This is a genomic window from Schaalia sp. Marseille-Q2122, assembly GCF_903645355.1.
Lineage (GTDB): Bacteria > Actinomycetota > Actinomycetes > Actinomycetales > Actinomycetaceae > Pauljensenia.
Genome location: NZ_CAHJXR010000002.1, coordinates 234694 through 251541, shown reverse-complemented (window position 1 = coordinate 251541; position 16848 = coordinate 234694). Strand labels below are relative to the sequence as shown.

General features: G+C 60.6%; 14 protein-coding genes. 2 read left to right on the top strand and 12 right to left on the bottom strand.

The features are described 5' to 3' along the window. Positions 1-4: 4 nt before the first annotated feature. From HWX48_RS02080 to HWX48_RS02035, 10 genes are all read right to left on the bottom strand, one after another. Entirely contained in the window at positions 5-2728 is a 2724-nt protein-coding gene (locus HWX48_RS02080) for a tetratricopeptide repeat protein (protein WP_175954150.1), read from the bottom strand. After that, positions 2691-4610, bottom strand: a complete 1920-nt coding sequence (locus HWX48_RS02075) for an HSP90 family protein (RefSeq protein WP_175954148.1) — start codon at positions 4608-4610, stop codon at positions 2691-2693. The genes HWX48_RS02080 and HWX48_RS02075 overlap by 38 nt, the downstream gene beginning before the upstream one ends. A gap of 107 nt (positions 4611-4717) precedes the next feature. Next, positions 4718-5197, bottom strand: coding sequence for a YbjN domain-containing protein (locus tag HWX48_RS02070; RefSeq protein ID WP_175954146.1), 480 nt, complete (start codon positions 5195-5197; stop codon positions 4718-4720). A gap of 5 nt (positions 5198-5202) precedes the next feature. Next, complete coding sequence (locus HWX48_RS02065) at positions 5203-5646, bottom strand: YbjN domain-containing protein (protein WP_175954144.1); 444 nt, start codon at positions 5644-5646, stop codon at positions 5203-5205. A 175-nt stretch (positions 5647-5821) separates the two neighbouring features. After that, positions 5822-8452: an alpha/beta fold hydrolase gene (locus HWX48_RS02060; RefSeq protein WP_175954142.1), complete on the bottom strand. Its 2631-nt coding sequence runs from the start codon at positions 8450-8452 to the stop codon at positions 5822-5824. Between the two features lie 644 nt (positions 8453-9096). Beyond that, on the bottom strand, positions 9097-9483 hold the full coding sequence (locus HWX48_RS02055; RefSeq protein WP_175954140.1) for a hypothetical protein: 387 nt from the start codon (positions 9481-9483) through the stop codon (positions 9097-9099). A 189-nt stretch (positions 9484-9672) separates the two neighbouring features. Next, a complete protein-coding gene (locus HWX48_RS02050) occupies positions 9673-10614 on the bottom strand; it encodes an FKBP-type peptidyl-prolyl cis-trans isomerase (RefSeq protein ID WP_175954138.1) in 942 nt (313 codons plus the stop codon). A gap of 15 nt (positions 10615-10629) precedes the next feature. After that, the gene (gene erpA / locus HWX48_RS02045; RefSeq protein WP_175954136.1) at positions 10630-10983 is read right to left on the bottom strand and encodes an iron-sulfur cluster insertion protein ErpA; all 354 of its coding nucleotides are present in this window, start codon (positions 10981-10983) and stop codon (positions 10630-10632) included. Between the two features lie 101 nt (positions 10984-11084). Continuing rightward, on the bottom strand, positions 11085-12131 hold the full coding sequence (locus tag HWX48_RS02040) for a glycerate kinase (protein WP_175954134.1): 1047 nt from the start codon (positions 12129-12131) through the stop codon (positions 11085-11087). Between the two features lie 30 nt (positions 12132-12161). Beyond that, positions 12162-13526 (bottom strand): M20/M25/M40 family metallo-hydrolase, encoded by a 1365-nt coding sequence (locus HWX48_RS02035; protein ID WP_175954132.1) that lies wholly within the window; start codon positions 13524-13526, stop codon positions 12162-12164. A 204-nt stretch (positions 13527-13730) separates the two neighbouring features. On the opposite strand from HWX48_RS02035, the gene HWX48_RS02030 reads away from it, so the two are divergent. Together HWX48_RS02030 and HWX48_RS02025 are read left to right on the top strand one after the other, a co-directional pair. Then, positions 13731-14201, top strand: a complete 471-nt coding sequence (locus tag HWX48_RS02030) for a hypothetical protein (RefSeq protein WP_175954131.1) — start codon at positions 13731-13733, stop codon at positions 14199-14201. Between the two features lie 151 nt (positions 14202-14352). Continuing rightward, a complete protein-coding gene (locus HWX48_RS02025) occupies positions 14353-14973 on the top strand; it encodes a DUF3043 domain-containing protein (protein WP_175954129.1) in 621 nt (206 codons plus the stop codon). A gap of 83 nt (positions 14974-15056) precedes the next feature. On the opposite strand, the gene HWX48_RS02020 is transcribed toward HWX48_RS02025, so the two are convergent. After that, positions 15057-16115 (bottom strand): quinone-dependent dihydroorotate dehydrogenase, encoded by a 1059-nt coding sequence (locus HWX48_RS02020; protein ID WP_175954127.1) that lies wholly within the window; start codon positions 16113-16115, stop codon positions 15057-15059. Positions 16116-16133: 18 nt separating this feature from the next. After that, positions 16134-16667, bottom strand: a complete 534-nt coding sequence (locus HWX48_RS02015) for a hypothetical protein (RefSeq protein WP_175954125.1) — start codon at positions 16665-16667, stop codon at positions 16134-16136. Positions 16668-16848: the final 181 nt, after the last annotated feature.

Sequence of the window (16848 nt, the reverse complement as noted above, 5' to 3'; positions counted from 1 at the left end):
GGATTTAGGGCTCCTCGTCCACGGACCCACTCAACTCACGGCAGAACATCTCGAGATGAGACTTCAAGGGCGAGTCTTCAGCAGAAACGTCGGAAAGGAGGAGCAGCGCCTGCTGAGCTGTCTCTAACGCCTCGCCGCGCGCCCCAGCATTGTGGTGAACACGCGCCATGCTCATGAGGCTGTGGGCCTGTCCCTGCGTATCTCCCACCCCTTGAAAACCAATGATGGCCGCCTCAAGCAGGGGCATGGCCAAGGCGTCACGACCGGAATTGATATACACCTCAGCCATCTGATCGGACCACTGAGCGTGCCGATGTTCGAGGGGGATGGAGGTCAGTTCTTCAAAGACCTCCGAGGTGACCAGATCATGGAGTTCTTCCATCACCTTTTCTGCGGCCTCAAGCTCCTCTGAGGTCGGTGAGCCCGGCTGCCAGCTGATTGTCAGAGCCAATAGATACAGTGAGCGTGCGCGACTCTGTGCAATATGGGCAAGCTCGACTCGACGATGCTGGGCTTGCTCATCACTGACAGCCTCACGATAGGAGGCAAGGAGCCTGTCAAAACTGCGACGCCCTATCTCACAGGATTCCTCCAGGAAGGGGAGGCTCTCGGCGTACTTTTCCTGTTCGAGCAGTGCACGGCCAGCATCCCTGTACAGGTCGCACGCACTCAGTCCATTGCCTTGTCCACGATGACGCTCAGCCGCATGGCGGAAGCACTCGGCTGCCTCAGTCGCCTCCCCCAGGCCAATGTGGGCAATGGCGCTGTAGTGATACAGGGTTGCGACGAGGGCATCCACACAGGAGTAGCTCTCCAGGAGATCCAGAGCATTCCGGGCGACCTCGGCGGCATCATCAAAGCTCTCATCCGCCAACAGACAGGAGGTAAGGACACTCGAGGCGAGCGCCTGCTCAACGGGTAAGCCCATGCGAGCAGCGAGGTTAGCTCTCTCCCGCGCCAAGGTGATGATCATCGCCGTATTATCGCTGCGAGAGAGAATATCGGCCAGGAGCTCAAGGCCTCGTAGACGCACGCCCACAGGATCCTGACCTGGGGTCCGCAAGGCGTCTTGGACGAAACGCCAGGCGGTCTCCTCCTCATCCTTCTCCAAGGCCTCCTGGGCCCCATTGAGGAAGCGGAAGGCCTCGTCCTGGCTGTCGATGGGCGCCAGTTCAAGGCCCATCCCAACGACCATCGCCTCAGCGGCCATATAGCATGCCCACTCCCAGGTGGGCACCAATTCAGGAGGAAGAGTCTGCCCATACTCAGCTGCCAGCAGATCCGGGTCCCTCCAGATCCTCTCACGCAGGGTATAGAAGAAGATCGAAGGAACGTAGTGTCCCTCCGTGGCGCAGGCACTCAGCAGCTCCTCAACGCTCATCGTCTCCCACGGGCCATGCAAAGGAAGGGGCACGAAAGGCGATGGGGCGCCTACGCCCACCTGCGCATCGGCACCGGTGTCCACCTCCGGCTCTACCCCAGCCCGTTCCTCAGGAAGGAAAGTCAGCGCCGAACGGTAATCGCCCATGCCTGTCACATCCTCCATAAGATCCGGATCCAGCTCGCAGGACAAAGGCTCCGGATACAACTCACGCTCGCAACGCTCACGGGCAAGGCCACGAGCTTCATTACCCGGCCGGGCATCATAGGCGTCAGCAATATCCAACGCGAGGTTGCGCATCCATTCCCTGGTCTGAGCAACCGTCGGATCAACAAGGGCGGGGGCACTCCCCCACCTGAGGTCCCCGCCCGGCAAGGTGATGGGGAGCACCTGCTCATCCATCTGGGAAGGCAGAGCATGGAGAAGGTTGAAGGCCGCCACAGCGAATTGGCGCAGCATACGAGGGGTTCCCGCATCAGTGATCCACGGCATGTGCCGACATAGGATCGTCACACCGCGCTGCAGACGCTGAGGCCGCCCAGCAGCCCCAGACAACGCCAAATACCGAAGATGCATATGCAAATAGCCAAAGGCACGCACCGCACGCTGATGCCTGCGGTAGGCCCGCACATGCGCCGCCCACGCCTGCGAATCCTCCCCCTGCCTCAGCCATGCTTCAAGCATCTCGCACAAAAGCCCTTCGGGTTGAGAATCGCAACGCCGCCCCTCAGCCTCCAATGCCTCTTCACCGGCAACAAGCGCGCGCTCCCACTGGCCCCGCTCAGCGTAGTAGGCAACGACATAACTGGGAGCGCAATGAATACAGTCATCAAGGTCGGAGGGGCCCGCGCTCATCCAGCGTGCAAAGGCCTGATCGGCTTGCTCAGTGTTCCCCATCGCGTAGTGGAAGCTGTACTCGAGGTAGTAGTAGGCGCGCATGGAATCACCCAGCCCCGCATAGTGGGTGCGCATCCGCTCAAGAAGCTCCTGCCACTGCGCCACGGGGATTGTCGGCACTTCCTCAACTGCGGCAAGCACAAACTTATAGAACCATGCATAGCGGCGTTCAAGGGAAGCCGTGAAAAGCTCGGGCCGCTCACGACGCGTGCGATCCAGCCACATGAAGGGAGCGATGACTCGAGTAATGTCCCCAGCACTTTGGTAGGCCGAGCACAGGTTGGCATAGGACAGGACCGCGTCGCTCCACATGCCTTCTTCCTCAGCGAGGGCGGCAGCCTCGGCCCACAATGCGGCGCGAGCATGCCCGTGAGGCGCCTGACTGGCGCGCGCAAGGAGGTCGTTGAGGGAGTCACTGCGCATCATCACGGCTTCCTTCCGGTCCGTCATGGGTCCTTGGAGGTTGAGGAAAAGTGTCACCATCAGTGGCCCGATTGGAGGGGGAAGCACTCCCTTGAGGGCTCGTAGAGGACAACACCTGACTAATGAGGGTGGAAAACACTGAGGTTGACCAAGACCGTGCCTGGGTATTCATCGGGTGGCGTCCCGCAAGGAGGGACTGGACATAGAAGCCCCTCACTGCACTTTCAATCATGCTGTCATTATCAACGCATCGCGCCAACTCGTTGACCACTGAGGTTTTCGCGTTGAACACCAAGCGAGCCTGCTGGCGCCGTCCACCTGCTCCCTTCGCTCCATTGACCGCCTCAATAAGACCCTCGAAAGGGCCTGTCGCTTCCTGAGCCTGACGATCCTCAATGAGCCGACCCGCCAGGTCAGAATCGGGGAGGAAAAGCACCGGCATTGTCGCCGGGTCAAAGGAGCGGATCTCCACAGCAACATCCTGGCCGTCCAACGCCTGCTGCGCTGTTTCAATGAGGGGCAAGAGGGCGGCTTCTTCTGCCAGGCCCAACGGTTCAAGGACGCCGAGCACTTCAGAGGCTTGGAGCTCCACAATGCGCGCCTCGGGGCGATCCAACGCCAACTGGCCAAGCAATTCCTCATCGAAGGCGAAACCTGCGTTGACAATGCACAATCCGTTGGCTGCCGCCACGGGTTCAAGAGTGCGGTACTCGTTATCGGTGCGGGTGAAGCGGATCGTACCGTGCTGGCGCATGACCTCGTCAAGGGTCATCATCCCCACCGAGGTGTGGTACTGGATGGTTGACGCTACCAAGGATCGCGTAGCGGCATCATGCAGTGCCAAGGATTTCAAACTATTGATATGCAGGGCTGTGAAGGCGTAGAACTGTTCGGGATGGTGGCGGGCAAGATTCATCAGCCATTGACGGGTCTCTTCGCCAAGCTGTTGGCGCGTGTGCTCCAGCAGATCATCGTCGAAGAGCTGCTCGCGCGAAGCAGTAGGTTTGAGGTGCTCAGTATCGATCACCACCCGAACAAAGTACGCCCAGTCGGGCAGCAGATCGGTGGCTTTTGCGGTGAGCAGCATGCGTCGTAGGTACACGTGGTGGTGGAGTGATTGCCCTGGTGAGGCTCCGTCTGCGAGGACGAAGGCCACACCCCGCACCCCTGAGATGGGCACATGAAGGTCAAAGGAATCGAAAGGCATGAAGCCGAAGTGTTCAGCGCACCAACGTTCGCGCTGATGGCGAGGCATCTGCCAAGGGGCGTCGGGTGAGGAGATCACCTCCGCGTCCAAGCGATCTGAGTCGCGTTCAACGGTGACAGTCAGCGGCAGGTAGGCGCCGTAGTGGTGCAGCAGATCGCGCAGCATCCCATAGTCAAAGAGACGCTCACCCGGCAGGGCAGACAATACAACGGTGGTGCCGCAGCCGTCCAGATCGTCAGGAACCTCATGAGCGGGGGCAATATCGGCGCTCCACGTACCGTTCTCTCGCCCAATCCAGCGAATGACCGGAGCGTTCTGACGTCGGGCTGAGCGTGAGTAGACGGTAATGGTGGGTGAGACCATGAAACAGGACAGCAAACCGATACCAAATTGGCCGAGGTAATCCGAGCGTGCCATCCCCAGCTCATCACGCTTGGAGGAGGCACCGATGGTGGCCAACAGGGTGCGCGCTTCCTCGAGGCTAAGCCCCACTCCGGTGTCCGTGATGCGCAGCGTAGAGCCGCTGGTGACGAAACGGATGCGAGCGGGAGCCTCGGGGTCGATTTCGTGGCGCGCGGTGATGGCATCGCAACCATTCTGGAGGAGTTCGCGGACGAAGACTCGCGGGCCAGAGTAAAGGTTTCGGGAGAGGATCTCGACGACTCCGCCGAGGTCCACCTGGAAGTTCTGATGGTGTGTCATGTGTGGTGCTCATCCAAGCGTAAGGCGCACAAGAGGGCGTGCCATCCCCGGGTAGGGAGGCACGCCCTGTGGGGTTCGTTGACTGTGGGGGTTACTCGAAGCGGGACCTAGCTATTATTCTGCGGCGCTTCGCGGCGCTCCAGCCCGAGGTCTCCAACGTATTTCTCGATCGCTTGCACATTGCAGGCAACAGCGATTTGGAGGAATTCGTCGAGCTGCTCATCGGTCAGACCCGCTCCGCACAGGAAGGAGGTGTCCACTCGCATGATGACATCCTTATCCTCGTCCATATAGGGACGCGCGGTGCCAAAGAGGGTGTTCGCATTCCACTGACTTGCCCACTGGAGGGCTTCTGGGAAGCGATGCTCCCCGTCGAAGTAGCCGGAGGACCAGCTGTAGACAGAGAAAAGATTGCCGCTGTCGGAACACTCAAAGACCGTTGCGTAGCCGTCGAAGAAGGCGCGGTAGTAGGTCTCGTCAGCCTCGTAATGCCATTCGAGTCGGCTGAGGGACTGACCAATACGTTCGAAGGTGACGGGAGTGGGGGTAGGGCCGTCAGATGCTTCGTCTTTTTTCTTAAACCACATGAGCGTTACTCCTCTTCCGACCAGGTCACGAGGTGGGGAAGTTCTTGGGCGCAGGCGTCCGCAACAGAGAAGAACATGCCCATTGAGGCATTGAAATACTCCTCCAACTGCTCATCTGACATTCCCAAGGTCACGGGGTAGGAATGCTCCATGAGCATGCTGAAGGGTTCATTATCGCTACCGTCACCTTGGACGTAGACCTTCGGGAAGTTCTGCGTGGAGTTAATGCCGTGAGCGATCGCAATCATCTTCTCAGCGTCACGGGGGTCGGTGGAGCGGCCACGCCAGGCTCCTGTGGAGCGAAGAGTGCGCTCATCAAGGTTGATCCACACCATCATATTGATGAAACCGAAGGTGATGTCGCCGTCGGAGGCATCAACATCGTAGGTGAGGCCTTCACGATCGAGCAGGGCTTTCACCCGGTCGTAGGTCATGCTGGGAAGCGGCATCTGTATATCCTTTCTGCTCCCAGTCACTGAGAGTTCAGTGGCATCGTCCACGCTAGCAGCTTTCACCGGGGAGCACGGCTTTTCAGAGCGTCAGACGATGTGAGGGGTGAAGTCTCACGGCAGAGATCTTCACCCCTCACATCCTATCGTCATGGCGGGATACTGCAGCTAGGGCTCAGTGGCGGCTGAGCACCCGGACTGAGGCAGCTCCAGCAAGCAGCATGAGCACAAGAAGCATGGCGGCACTTGCGGTGGTACCCGTGGAGGCCAGGCTCGCGCCCTTCTTCTTCCCCTGGGAGGCGGCGGCCTTCTGATCGCTGCGGCCAGTAGCATTGTCCGCGCCTGAGGGCTCATGAGTGACACCAGGGGTGTTTCCATTGCCCTGCTGAGTGCTGTCAGTGGAAGGGGATGGGGTGACGATGGTCAGGACACCCTCAGCTGTGACTGCCGGATCGTTGGCGCTCAGGTCAGCGGGGCTGACCGACACCTTCACCTCCCCTGGGGTTGCGTTCGCTGGAATGGTCACTGAGAAGGAGGCGATCCCCTCGGTATTGGCCTTCACGATGGAGGCGAGGGTGTAGCCAGCGGGGAGGGTCAGTTGATAGTCGGTGTTGCGCACCAGACCACTGACCGTGACTGGGACCGTCGTTCCCGCAGCGCCCGAGGCGGGTGCGATGGCGGTTTGGGGACGGAAGGAGTGGATCTGGCACTCATTTGCGGTGATGACGTTGGAGAAGATGTCTTTTGTTGAGACATTGGTTTCACCGGTCTGATCGGTGGGAACCACCAGATCCACGAAGTAGCGGTCGCCAACTTCGGCGGCGCAGTCTCCGGCGCCGGCCGTGTAGGAGCAGTGCGTATTCGCTGCCACGGTCAGCAGGGTGCCGCCCAGGGCGTGTGCGGCAATAACACCGTCTTGGTAGGGGGTGGCAGGGTCGTAGGTCGTGGAGACGACGAGGATATTAGGCATTGCTGTCAGGCTCTTGCCCTTGGGCAGAGTCTGCTGGGTGCTGTAGTAGGTGCACCAGTCAGCTTCGGGCTCAAGGCCTCGCTGGGTGCCATCAGGATTCTTCCCAGGGTCGACGAAGGGGGCGATGGCGTATTGGTCTTCGAGGCGCTTGCGTGCTGCGGCCAATTCGTTGGCGCCTTCGGGCGTGCCCGCGTCGGTGCACCAGATGCTTTGGAAAGCGGGGTTGAAGAAGCTGTACTTTCCTTCGTCATCGCGTTCGTAGTACGCGTCAGCGAGCAGCATGATGATGTCGCCGGTGTTGTGTTCCTTGAGCTCGTTGAGGGCCATGTTGAGGAAGGGCCAGTTCCCTTCGTCGTACATTGCCTGGATAGTGCCCTGGGTGAGGTCCTTGAAGGAGACCGGACGAGGGGTTGTTTCCGTGGTGGCGTAGGTCGTTGCGCCCCAGGCTTTTTGTGCGATCGCCTGGTAGTTGGCCATCAGTTCGTCGAGGTTATCCGAGGTGCCCACTGCGCAGGGGATCTCTTCCCCGCCGAGGTCGAAGCCGTCGTTTGCTGCGCAGGTGGTGAGGAATTGCTTGAAGGTGGATTGGAATCCTTGGAGTTGGGCGAGTTCAGAGGATAGCCCCTGGCTGGTGTTGGCCGTGTAGTCTTCGTATTTCTTGGCTTCTTCGGCGTTGTTTTCGAAGGGGTTGACGACGCCATCGAGGATCATGGCACGGATATTGTCGGGGAATTCCATGGCGTACTGGTAGCCGATGGAAGTGCCGTAGGAGTAGCCCAGGTAGTTAATCTTCGGGTCGCCGACGGCGGCGCGAGCCACATCAAGGTCGCGGATGACATTGCGGGTACCGACATTGTCGATGAAGCTCTTGCCGTTGATGCCTGTAAATCCCTTACCGGTGTTGGTGTAGCACTCTTGAGTGTTGTACTCAAGCACCGAGTTCTTTTGGTTGGCACTGAGCAGATCAGAGCCTTGGCGCTGAATATCGAAGGCGTGGGAGGACTGGCAGCGGATCATCGGCAGTGAGGAGGATACGCCGCGAGGATCAAAGCCGATGTAGTCGAAGCGATCGCGCACAACGCCGGTGGCTTTGAGGGCTGACAGGGCCGAAGCCATACCCGAGGCACCGGGGCCGCCTGGGTCGGTGAAGATCGTTCCGATGCGCTTGTCGGGTTCGCGCGCGGGGACTTTCAGTAGGCCGATGGCAATGGTGGGACCTTGGGGCTGGTCGTAGTTGAGAGGAACGATGAGGTATCCGCATTCGGCGTCGTCAACGGAGTAGCTTTTTCCGTCGGGCGCGAAGGGTGCGCAGGGGCCCCATTCGATCTTCTGGGAGTAGAACTCTTCGAGGCCTGCGGTGGTTGCGCCAGCTGCGGGGCCGCCGGGAGTGGGGCGTCCGATGGTGTAGGTGCCGTCAGCGTTCTTGAAGCGGTCGGCGGAGGCGGGCATGAGGTAGTTGTCTGCTTCGGCGGTGATTGCCGCGAAGTTGAGGGGATCAGGAACGGGCACGCCGTGTTGGACCGACGAGGCGATGGCCCTTTCTTCCGTGACGCTGTCAGCGTCCTCAGAGCGTAGCGTGCTATCTGGATCTTGCGTTGCCGCTCCCTCATTCGCTGGCGGCTGGGCAGGGCCGGAGCTGTCCTGGCCGGTGGTGTCCGTACTGTCCGCGTCGGCGCCACCTGAGCCTCCATCGTTGGTGCTGAGGACAGAGAGCGGCAAAGCCAACTGTGAGTGTAGTGGCGTAGCGAGGGCGCTGGCGGGCGCTAGTGTGGCTGCGATCAGGGATGCAGCGAGGCTGCCGGTGAGAGTAGCCAGTGCGCGAGGCGAAGTTTTCATAGGACCCTCCATCTCAATTCTGTAGGGAAAGCAACAGTTGCTGCCTCTATTGTGGGGGCCGCCACCCTCAGCCCCCATTGTGTCTCAAATAGTGTCTGACATGCATAAATGAAAGAAATATTACGAGACGTGCCGAGTATTGCGCGCGAATACCCCACCCAGTCGGGTTACTCGCCTCGTGCTTGAGGGTTGTTTTTCGTGGAGTCCGCGCGGATATACGGCTAGTTGCTCCTCACTCATGCCTGGGGAGAAGGAGGGGGCGTAGTCCCGTTGTCTGTGCCCACGCAAAAGCACCTCGGGCGTATCTGCTCGGCAGATGCCGGAGAGGCAGGAGCACCAGAACGTTCTTATGCACAATGTATTCGATGTTGACTTACCCACTGCGCGTACCGCACCTAGTGCCCAGATGCGCGAGTTATGTGCAGTGAGGGGCGCGCAGGGCATTCAGCGCACGCCGTGCAAGCAACATTGTCTACTGCCGCCAGCGGCGGTGACGCTTCGCCAATGCCGAGGACTCACCCCTGGCAAGTCAAAGAATCCTAGACATTCGCCCCACACAACAACAGGCCCCTGTGGGGTGAAACCGTGGTTTCACCCCACAAGGGCTATCACATAGAGAAGTTCACACCCTCACAGCGAAGAACTCAGGCGCTCAGCACCTTGGCAATCGACTCTTGAACAACGATCGGATCAAAAGGCGCGGGGATAGTGACAGCAGCACCCGCCCAAGTTGCCAACCATTCATCCTGAGGACGAGCGGTCAGCACCACCAGGGGCGGCAATTCCTCACGGGTGGTCGCCAGTTCACGGGCAATGGACAGGCCGCCTTCCTTAGGCGATTCAGCATCGAGAACCAGCGCAACGAACTCTACCGAATCCATCAGATCGTGCACACCATAGGCGGTCGCAGCCTCGTGCCACACGATCGTAGGAGCATCCTTGGAGGCGCGCACACCAACGGCGTCCTTAATTGCCTTGCGGGTATCGCTATCGTCGCTAAAGAGCAGGACATTGACCTGTGCGTCGGACATGGGGGCCTTTCCTCCGTATCAACCGTGTGCTCACTACGAGCGATGTGGGGCTCCGAATTGAAGTCAGGCGCAGTACGCCCGCTCAATGAACATGCCCATTGTACGCCCCAAGCGGGCAAATCCTGACCTCAGGACTCGCCCGCTTGAGACACTCAGCATCCCCCACTCCTCAGGAGTGCGGCGAATACATCAAGGCAGGCTCATGACAGCAAGGACATCGATAACTGCTGCCGAGGCGAGCTGCTGCTCGTTCCCTGGGTTGATGTACAGCAGGCGAGAACCCACGGTCTTACCTGCCAGCGGGGCAGCCCCGGGCTGGAGGATCTGCGCTTGCTCCCAGGTAGCAGGAGGCGGGGTATCCGAACCCTGCAAAGCACCCTTCACCTGGTACACGACGTAGTCCTTGTCGGTAATGGCCGCGCCCTTACCCTCCGCCAGGACGGTGAAACCTTCAGCAGCAGGCGTATCAGCCTTCGCGTAGGTCACAGTCGGTTCCTCGCCGAGTGCACCCTCAACGGTCACTCCGGCAGGCAGCTGAGCATCAACAGGCTTTGCGTCCTTCACCGCAGAATTATCAACGGGATCAACGCTTTGGAGAATGTCCACAACGAACACCAGTGTGGAACCACCAGGAATGTTCTGCGTGCCCTGCTCGCCATAGCCCCACTGCGCGGGGATGACCAGCTCAACGCGGTCACCGACCTTCTGCTCAGCCAGACCGTACTTCCACCCAGGGATCACGCCGTTGAGCGAGAAGGCAATCGGCTCACCACGCTCAAAAGAGGAATCAAAGGGCGTACCATCCCACAGGACACCGGCGTAGTTGACGAGCACGAAGTCATTCTCGCCCACAACCTTGCCATCCCCCTCAACGAGGGTCTTAGCGGAAACGACGGCAGGGGCCTCGCCCTCGCCAGCCGAAATCGTCGGCTTTTCACCAAAGCCTCCGGTCACTGCCGGGAAGTTCCCCTCACCGGAGCGATCAACGGTCGGCGCAGCATCACTCGGTGCGGACTGCGTGGTCCCTGACTGTTCAGTAGCACCCGACTGAGGCAGGTTGCTCGAACAGGCAGCCAAGGAGAAAGTGGCGAGCACAGCCAGTGCCGCCCAGCTCAAAGTCTTCTTCATCATCGGTGGAGGGGCCGCTCAGTGGAAGGACTCGCCGCAGGCGCAGGTGTTCTTCGCATTGGGGTTATCAATGGTGAACCCCTGGCGCTCGATGGAGTCAGCGAAGTCGATCGAAGCGCCAGCAAGGTAGGGGGCGCTCATGCGGTCAACGACAACCTCAACGCCATCAAAGTCACGGACGGCGTCACCCTCAAGCAGGCGGTCATCAAAGTACAGCTGGTAGATCAGGCCCGAGCAGCCACCGGGCTGGACGGAAACGCGCAGGCGCAGATCGTCACGGCCCTCCTGCTCCAGCAGGCTCTTGACCTTGGCGGCAGCCACATCGGTCAGCAAGACCTCGTGGGTGCTCAGTTCCGACGTATTCTCGGACATGTTTCTCCTCATTCGGAATCAATGATGTAGGACCAGCCTACGTGTCTTTTGAAGGATATGGCATATCAAACCTGCCACTTTCCCCAGAAATGAGAGCAGTTTTATATCGAGCGTTTCATCCTACGCAACCAGGTGTGAGCCACCCGGACCCCCAGGTTTTCACACGCATCCACACTATCGGCACCCAGCATCACACCATGCAAACCCCACTGGGCAACCTCATGGCGCGACAGGGACGAATCCACCCCCACAGCAAGGGTCGGCAACGCATAATCAGCACACGCCCCCGTCAGCGTCGGCACATAGCTCTCCGCCAGCAGCGGACCGTGAAGGTAAGGCTCAAGGATGACGCACATATCGGCATCCTCCAGCATCTGCGCTAATCCAGCAGTGTCACGCAGGTAGTCCCCCGCATCCACGATCTGCCCACCCACGGCAGCAATGACCGCACCAATACCACCGCCAGCACCCCCACCAGGAAGCGTACTCACCCGAGGAGGCGCCCCGGCAGCCAAGGGCACAGAGGTGCGCGCGCGGGCATCGGCAGCGTCGAGAGCAGCCACCCACTCCCCCACGATCGCCACATCAAGATCCTCCCGAGAAGTCAGGTCAGGATTCACAGCCAGCATCGACGCCATCCCCGTGAAGGGCCGCAGGGTCGTCGCCGCCAGAATCGGAGCATACTCCCCCAACTCCTGTCGGCACCGCTTGACGAGGCCACCCACGCCCTCCCGCAGACGAGGAAGAGAGAGCTCCGCCTCACCTTCGGTGGGTGACAGGCCTGCCAGGCCCGCGAGGAAAGACAACCACAGGTCGACAGAGGCCACGTGACCGGCCTCGATGACACTGCGGCGGCCTCGTCCAGCGAGATCACGCACAGCAGCACCCAAGGAGCGCGCATCCTCACAGTCAAAAGGAACAGTGAAGGCGGCCTCAGGCCCGCCCGCCTGCTCGCAGGCCTCAACAAAGGCCTCACCGGGCCCAAAAGGCAGGCACTCTACGCGGGCGTCAGGCAGCGTCTGGACAATGCCACGAGCCACGGCCTCTAAGGCTTCACGATCAGAGGGAGAATCACACCCCTGTGCGGGAGCAGCGATCAACGCCGCCCCCGCACAGGTCTGCCACTGTCCACACAGGACAACCTTCATTGCCAGCTCTTCTGCTTCGCGCTCATCCGCTCACTTGGCCAGGCGGGCCAGCAGCAAAGCCTCCGCGACAATCGCTGCCTTCAAGTCCGGGATCGACTGGGACTCATCCTCAGAGTGGGCATTCGTCATGGGATCCTCAACGCCGGTCACCACCACCTGAGCCGACGGGAACACGCGCTGGAAGTCCGAAATGAAGGGGATCGACCCGCCCACACCAATATTGACCGAGGGCACACCCCACGCCTCCGTCAGTACCTCATGCAGCAAAGCCGTCACCTCAGAATCCAGATCAGCCTGGTAGCCGGGGCCATACTCATTGGGGGTGACAACAACCTGAGCGCCGCGGGGTGCATGCGATTCCAAGTGGGCGACGAGGGCATCCATCGCCGCCTTCGGTTCCACACCCGGCACGGTACGCATCGACAGGCGGAAACGCGTGTGAGCGCTGATCGTATTCGAGGCCTTCTCCACAGGAGTTGCATCAAAACCAATGACGGAGATTGACGGCATCGTCCACATGCGAGCAGCCAGGTCAGCGGTGCCCGCCAGCTGGTAGGAGTCCAGGACGCCCGCAGCCTGACGGAACTCTTCCTCTGGCCAATCCACATCGGCACGAGGGTTCCCCCCCAGGCCAGCCACCGCCACATCGCCCGCAGCATCATGCAAGGTGGCGATGAGTTCACAGGCGATGATATTCGAGTCAAGAATCGGGCCACCGAACATCCCCGAGTGCACCGCGTGGTCGGCAATCGTGACATCCACAGTGCACACGCAGTTACCGCGCAGCGACGACGTCAGTGCAGGCTCGCCCACCTTCCAGTTATCCGAGTCGGCCACGACGATGACCTCGGCTTCCAGCTGGTCGCGGTAGGTCTCCAGGAAGGTCACGAAAGAAGGAGAACCCAGCTCTTCTTCACCTTCAATAAAGACGGTGACATTGACGCCGAGATCCTGCGCCACAGTCGTCAAAGCACCCAAGTGGACGATAATGCCCGCACCATCGTCAGAAGTGCCACGCCCGTAGATGCGATCACCGCGAACCTCAGCGGTATAGGGGTCAGAAGCCCAGCGGCTGACATCACCGACGGGCTGAATGTCATGGTGAGCGTACAGCAGAACAGTTGTTGCGCCCTCAATGCGCGGGGTGTGGGCAACGACGGCAGGCTTGCCGACAACGCCCTCAGGGGTGGTCACCGAGTAGATACCGGCTTCCAGGCCGAGGGCAGTAAAGCAATCACGGACATGCTCGGCGCTGGCCTGCAAGTCAGCGGCATGCTCAGGCGCTGAAGAGACGGAAGGAATTGCGACGAGTTTGGTGAGCTCCTCAAGCATTGCGGGGAAGATCGCTTCGACGCGCTCGCGGATGGTGTCAGTGGTCAGAGTCTGGTGTGTCATAGCATCCACCCTAGTGTGCGTGATGGCTCTTCTTCGACTCCCCTTCATGGGGTCGCTGCTGTGATGCCTCTGACACCGCACCTCAGCTACCCTCGGCGTCTCCTCCCAGGCAACGTGTATTCTCCGCCTAGGATGAGTGAATACTGCAGCATCGTGGATCCTTTCAGCGATGCTCCTGCCCGAAGATCCTCGTGAGGAGACCCTGTGACGGAGAGCCTGCCAACACCACCAGCCAGCACCCCCTGGTGGCCCAAGTTCAGTGTTGTCCTGTTAAGCGTGGCCATCATTGCCCTTCTGGTCTGGCACTTCCTCCCTCAGGCAGGCGGGCCATCAGCAGCAGAGCGTGCCCTCTATGACGAGGCGCTCGCCACGCATAAGAACGCTGATGAGGACCTCGCATTAGCGGCCGGCCAGGCGGTGCTCGCTCTTCGCGCAGCCCAGGAGCGCAGTGGGGCCGACCCGGCGCACGCCCCTGAAGGACTCGATGAACTGCGTGCCCTGTTAGAAATTGAGCCCCCTCACTACGAGGCCCGTGATGTTGAGAGCCTCAGCCCAGAGGAATTGCGTGCCGAGGTCGAACGGGTCACTGCGGTCACCGAAGAACTGGGGACACTCACCCACAAGCTCTCTCGGCAGGCGGCAAAGGTGGAAAGAGCCGTGGAAGACTCCCATTAGTCGCCCTCTTCCCCCAGGCTCCCCGACAGGCGGACCGATCGGTCGGCAGTTTCATCAGCAGGGACACGCGTGTTCACTGTCGGTGAAGAAGAGCTCAGCTCCGTGGGCCGACACCCCTTGAAAGCACAGAATCTATTACCCTAAGTGTGTGATGAGTAAGAGGCATACCGGCAGTGAGGACACCCCTCAGGCTGCCACCACCCCCCGACAGGGCCAAAAGAAGGGCCGCCCCACCCCGAAGCGTCGTGAGGCTGAAGCCCGCCACCAGCGTCCCCTTGTTCCCGCCGACCGTAAGGCCGCCAAGCGTGCCGCTCGGGAAAAGCGCAACGAAGCCTACCGCCGCGAGCAGGAAGCCCTGCTCACCGGTGACGAGCGCTACCTGCCGCCCAGCCACCGCGGTAAGGTCCGTCGTTTCGTGCGAGACTGGCTTGACGCCCGCTGGTCGGCATCGGAGTTTATTGTGCCGGTCATGCTGCTGTTCTTAGTGGGTATCACCGCCATCGCCTTCGCCAATCTCGGTGAGGATATCTCCCGCACGATCGCCTTGACGCTGAGCATTACCTTCTACTCCCTCTTCGCCCTCTCAATCATTGAAGGCATCGTCGTGTGGCGCCGCCTGCGTCGCCGCATCGAAGCACGCTACCCCGATGAAGAGATCCCCCGTGGCACCTGGTTCTACACCTACTCCCGCATGGTGATGGCCCGCCGTTGGCGCACGCCCGCCCCGCAGGTCAAGCGTGGTGAATTCCCTTCAACCGCTCCCCGTCGCTAAGCCCCTATCGTCAAAGACAAACCTGCGGCCCCCTCGAGTGAATCGAGGGGGCCACAGTCCTCAACTGCACCCTTCAGGGCGAGTCAGTATCCGGCAAGCGCACGATTCATGTGCCCCGGCCAGGTCGGACCCTGCGACACAAAGGCACTCAACCCCTCAATGAGATCCGCGCCCGCGTCCAACATGCGCTGCGCATCCTCGACCGTGGTAATACCACCCGTTCCAATGAGGATCTGATCATCATCGAGGTGCTCAGCGACCAAGCCCACCACCTCCAGGGCGCGCTCAAACAACGGACGGCCCGAGACGCCACCCTCGCCGTAGTCATGAGCGATCGTCGTATTCGTGGCGACGATACCCTCCATGCCCAGCTCCTGCGTGAGCTTCACAACCGTCACGATGTCCTCATTGCTCAGATCCGGTGCGATCTTCACCAACAGTGGCATCCGACGCTCCACCGCATCCTCACAGCCAGCGCGGGCGGCCTCGAGAATGGGGCGCAGGTGCTCCACCGCCTGCAGGTCGCGAAGGCCCGGCGTGTTCGGCGAGGACACGTTGACAACCACAAAATCCACCCACGGGGCGAGTTCCTTCGCACACAGGTAGTAGTCGCGCGGAGCATCAGCCTCCGAGGTCGTCTTATTCTTGCCAATATTGGCGCCAACAATGAGGCTGCGCCCCGCCGGAGTGGAACGCAGTGCCTTCAAACGTTCGGCGGCAGCGGCAGCGCCCTCGTTATTGAAGCCCATGCGGTTACGCAGGCCCTCTTCTTCGATCAAACGCCACAGGCGGGGCCCCTCATTACCCGGCTGTGGGCGAGGGGTGACCGTACCGATCTCAACGAAGGCAAAGCCCAGCGCACACATCGCTTCCACGGCCTGAGCATCCTTATCCATACCCGCAGCCAAACCCAGAACACCGGGGAGCACGCGCTCACCGATAGTGACCGACCGGTAGGGCGTGCGGCGCGCCAAGGGTGGAATACCCCCGCGCAGATACCCGCACGTGGCGCGCAGCAAACCACGCGACGGAGCGAAAGAACCCGCGACTGACAGGGCAGAAATCGCGGTGTGGTGCGCCTGCTCCGGGTCAGTCAGGCGAATGAGATGACGATACAACCAGGGGTAGACGTGAAAACTCATAGTTCAACGATAGCCGCTCTAGTCCCACCACACCCACCAGCCCTGTGACTCGTGGACGCCCTCCTCTCCCATCACGCTCGCTTCAAGGATCGGAATGATCTCATCAGGACAATTCTCCTCCGTCGCCTCCCACCCCAGGTACTCCCCCAGGGCGCGCCAGATCCTCATCCGCTCCTCCCCTGCGGGTTCGACACCCCAGCCGCCAAGCGCACGAATAGGCGTCCGAAGGATAGTCACCCCGTCAACGCTCACACGCTCATCATGGCGAGGCGGGCCCACCACGTAGCCCGAAAGTAACACCTGCTCAGGGCGTGATAGAGCCGCAGCCGCCAGCACACCCAAGGTCAGTGCGCTATTCTGCCGGTCCTCCAGATTTGCCGTCGGCACACGTGCGATGAGCTCAGCGACAAGATCCGCAGGAATATCAGCAAAACGATGAAAAGACGTATCTCCAAACGCACTGAGATAGTCCGCCAGAAGATCACGAACCCCCAACTCCAGGGTCCAGCCAGCCACCCCGTACATGGACGGCAGTTTTTCGCAGGCGCTCATAGTTCCTCCCAATAGTGTGCAGTGCCTGATGACCGATCCCCGCCAAAGGGGACACTCCAAGCAAAGCCCCTACAAACCCGTAGGCAAAAAGGTCGGCAGGGCCACTGTGGATAACTCATTTCGAGGTCGGTGCCTGTGGATAACTCGTGGGAGAATAGTGCGGTGCTCATTCACCTGACCT

Excerpts from the sequence above, each read along its gene's own strand:
- HWX48_RS02080 (WP_175954150.1), bottom strand. The coding sequence starts at position 2,728 with ATGACGGACCGGAAGGAAGCCGTGATGATGCGCAGTGACTCCCTCAAC.
- HWX48_RS02075 (WP_175954148.1), bottom strand. The coding sequence starts at position 4,610 with ATGACACACCATCAGAACTTCCAGGTGGACCTCGGCGGAGTCGTCGAG.
- HWX48_RS02070 (WP_175954146.1), bottom strand. The coding sequence starts at position 5,197 with ATGTGGTTTAAGAAAAAAGACGAAGCATCTGACGGCCCTACCCCCACT.
- HWX48_RS02065 (WP_175954144.1), bottom strand. The coding sequence starts at position 5,646 with ATGCCGCTTCCCAGCATGACCTACGACCGGGTGAAAGCCCTGCTCGAT.
- HWX48_RS02060 (WP_175954142.1), bottom strand. The coding sequence starts at position 8,452 with ATGAAAACTTCGCCTCGCGCACTGGCTACTCTCACCGGCAGCCTCGCT.
- HWX48_RS02055 (WP_175954140.1), bottom strand. The coding sequence starts at position 9,483 with ATGTCCGACGCACAGGTCAATGTCCTGCTCTTTAGCGACGATAGCGAT.
- HWX48_RS02050 (WP_175954138.1), bottom strand. The coding sequence starts at position 10,614 with ATGATGAAGAAGACTTTGAGCTGGGCGGCACTGGCTGTGCTCGCCACT.
- erpA (WP_175954136.1), bottom strand. The coding sequence starts at position 10,983 with ATGTCCGAGAATACGTCGGAACTGAGCACCCACGAGGTCTTGCTGACC.
- HWX48_RS02040 (WP_175954134.1), bottom strand. The coding sequence starts at position 12,131 with ATGAAGGTTGTCCTGTGTGGACAGTGGCAGACCTGTGCGGGGGCGGCG.
- HWX48_RS02035 (WP_175954132.1), bottom strand. The coding sequence starts at position 13,526 with ATGACACACCAGACTCTGACCACTGACACCATCCGCGAGCGCGTCGAA.
- HWX48_RS02025 (WP_175954129.1), top strand. The coding sequence starts at position 14,353 with ATGAGTAAGAGGCATACCGGCAGTGAGGACACCCCTCAGGCTGCCACC.
- HWX48_RS02020 (WP_175954127.1), bottom strand. The coding sequence starts at position 16,115 with ATGAGTTTTCACGTCTACCCCTGGTTGTATCGTCATCTCATTCGCCTG.
- HWX48_RS02015 (WP_175954125.1), bottom strand. The coding sequence starts at position 16,667 with ATGAGCGCCTGCGAAAAACTGCCGTCCATGTACGGGGTGGCTGGCTGG.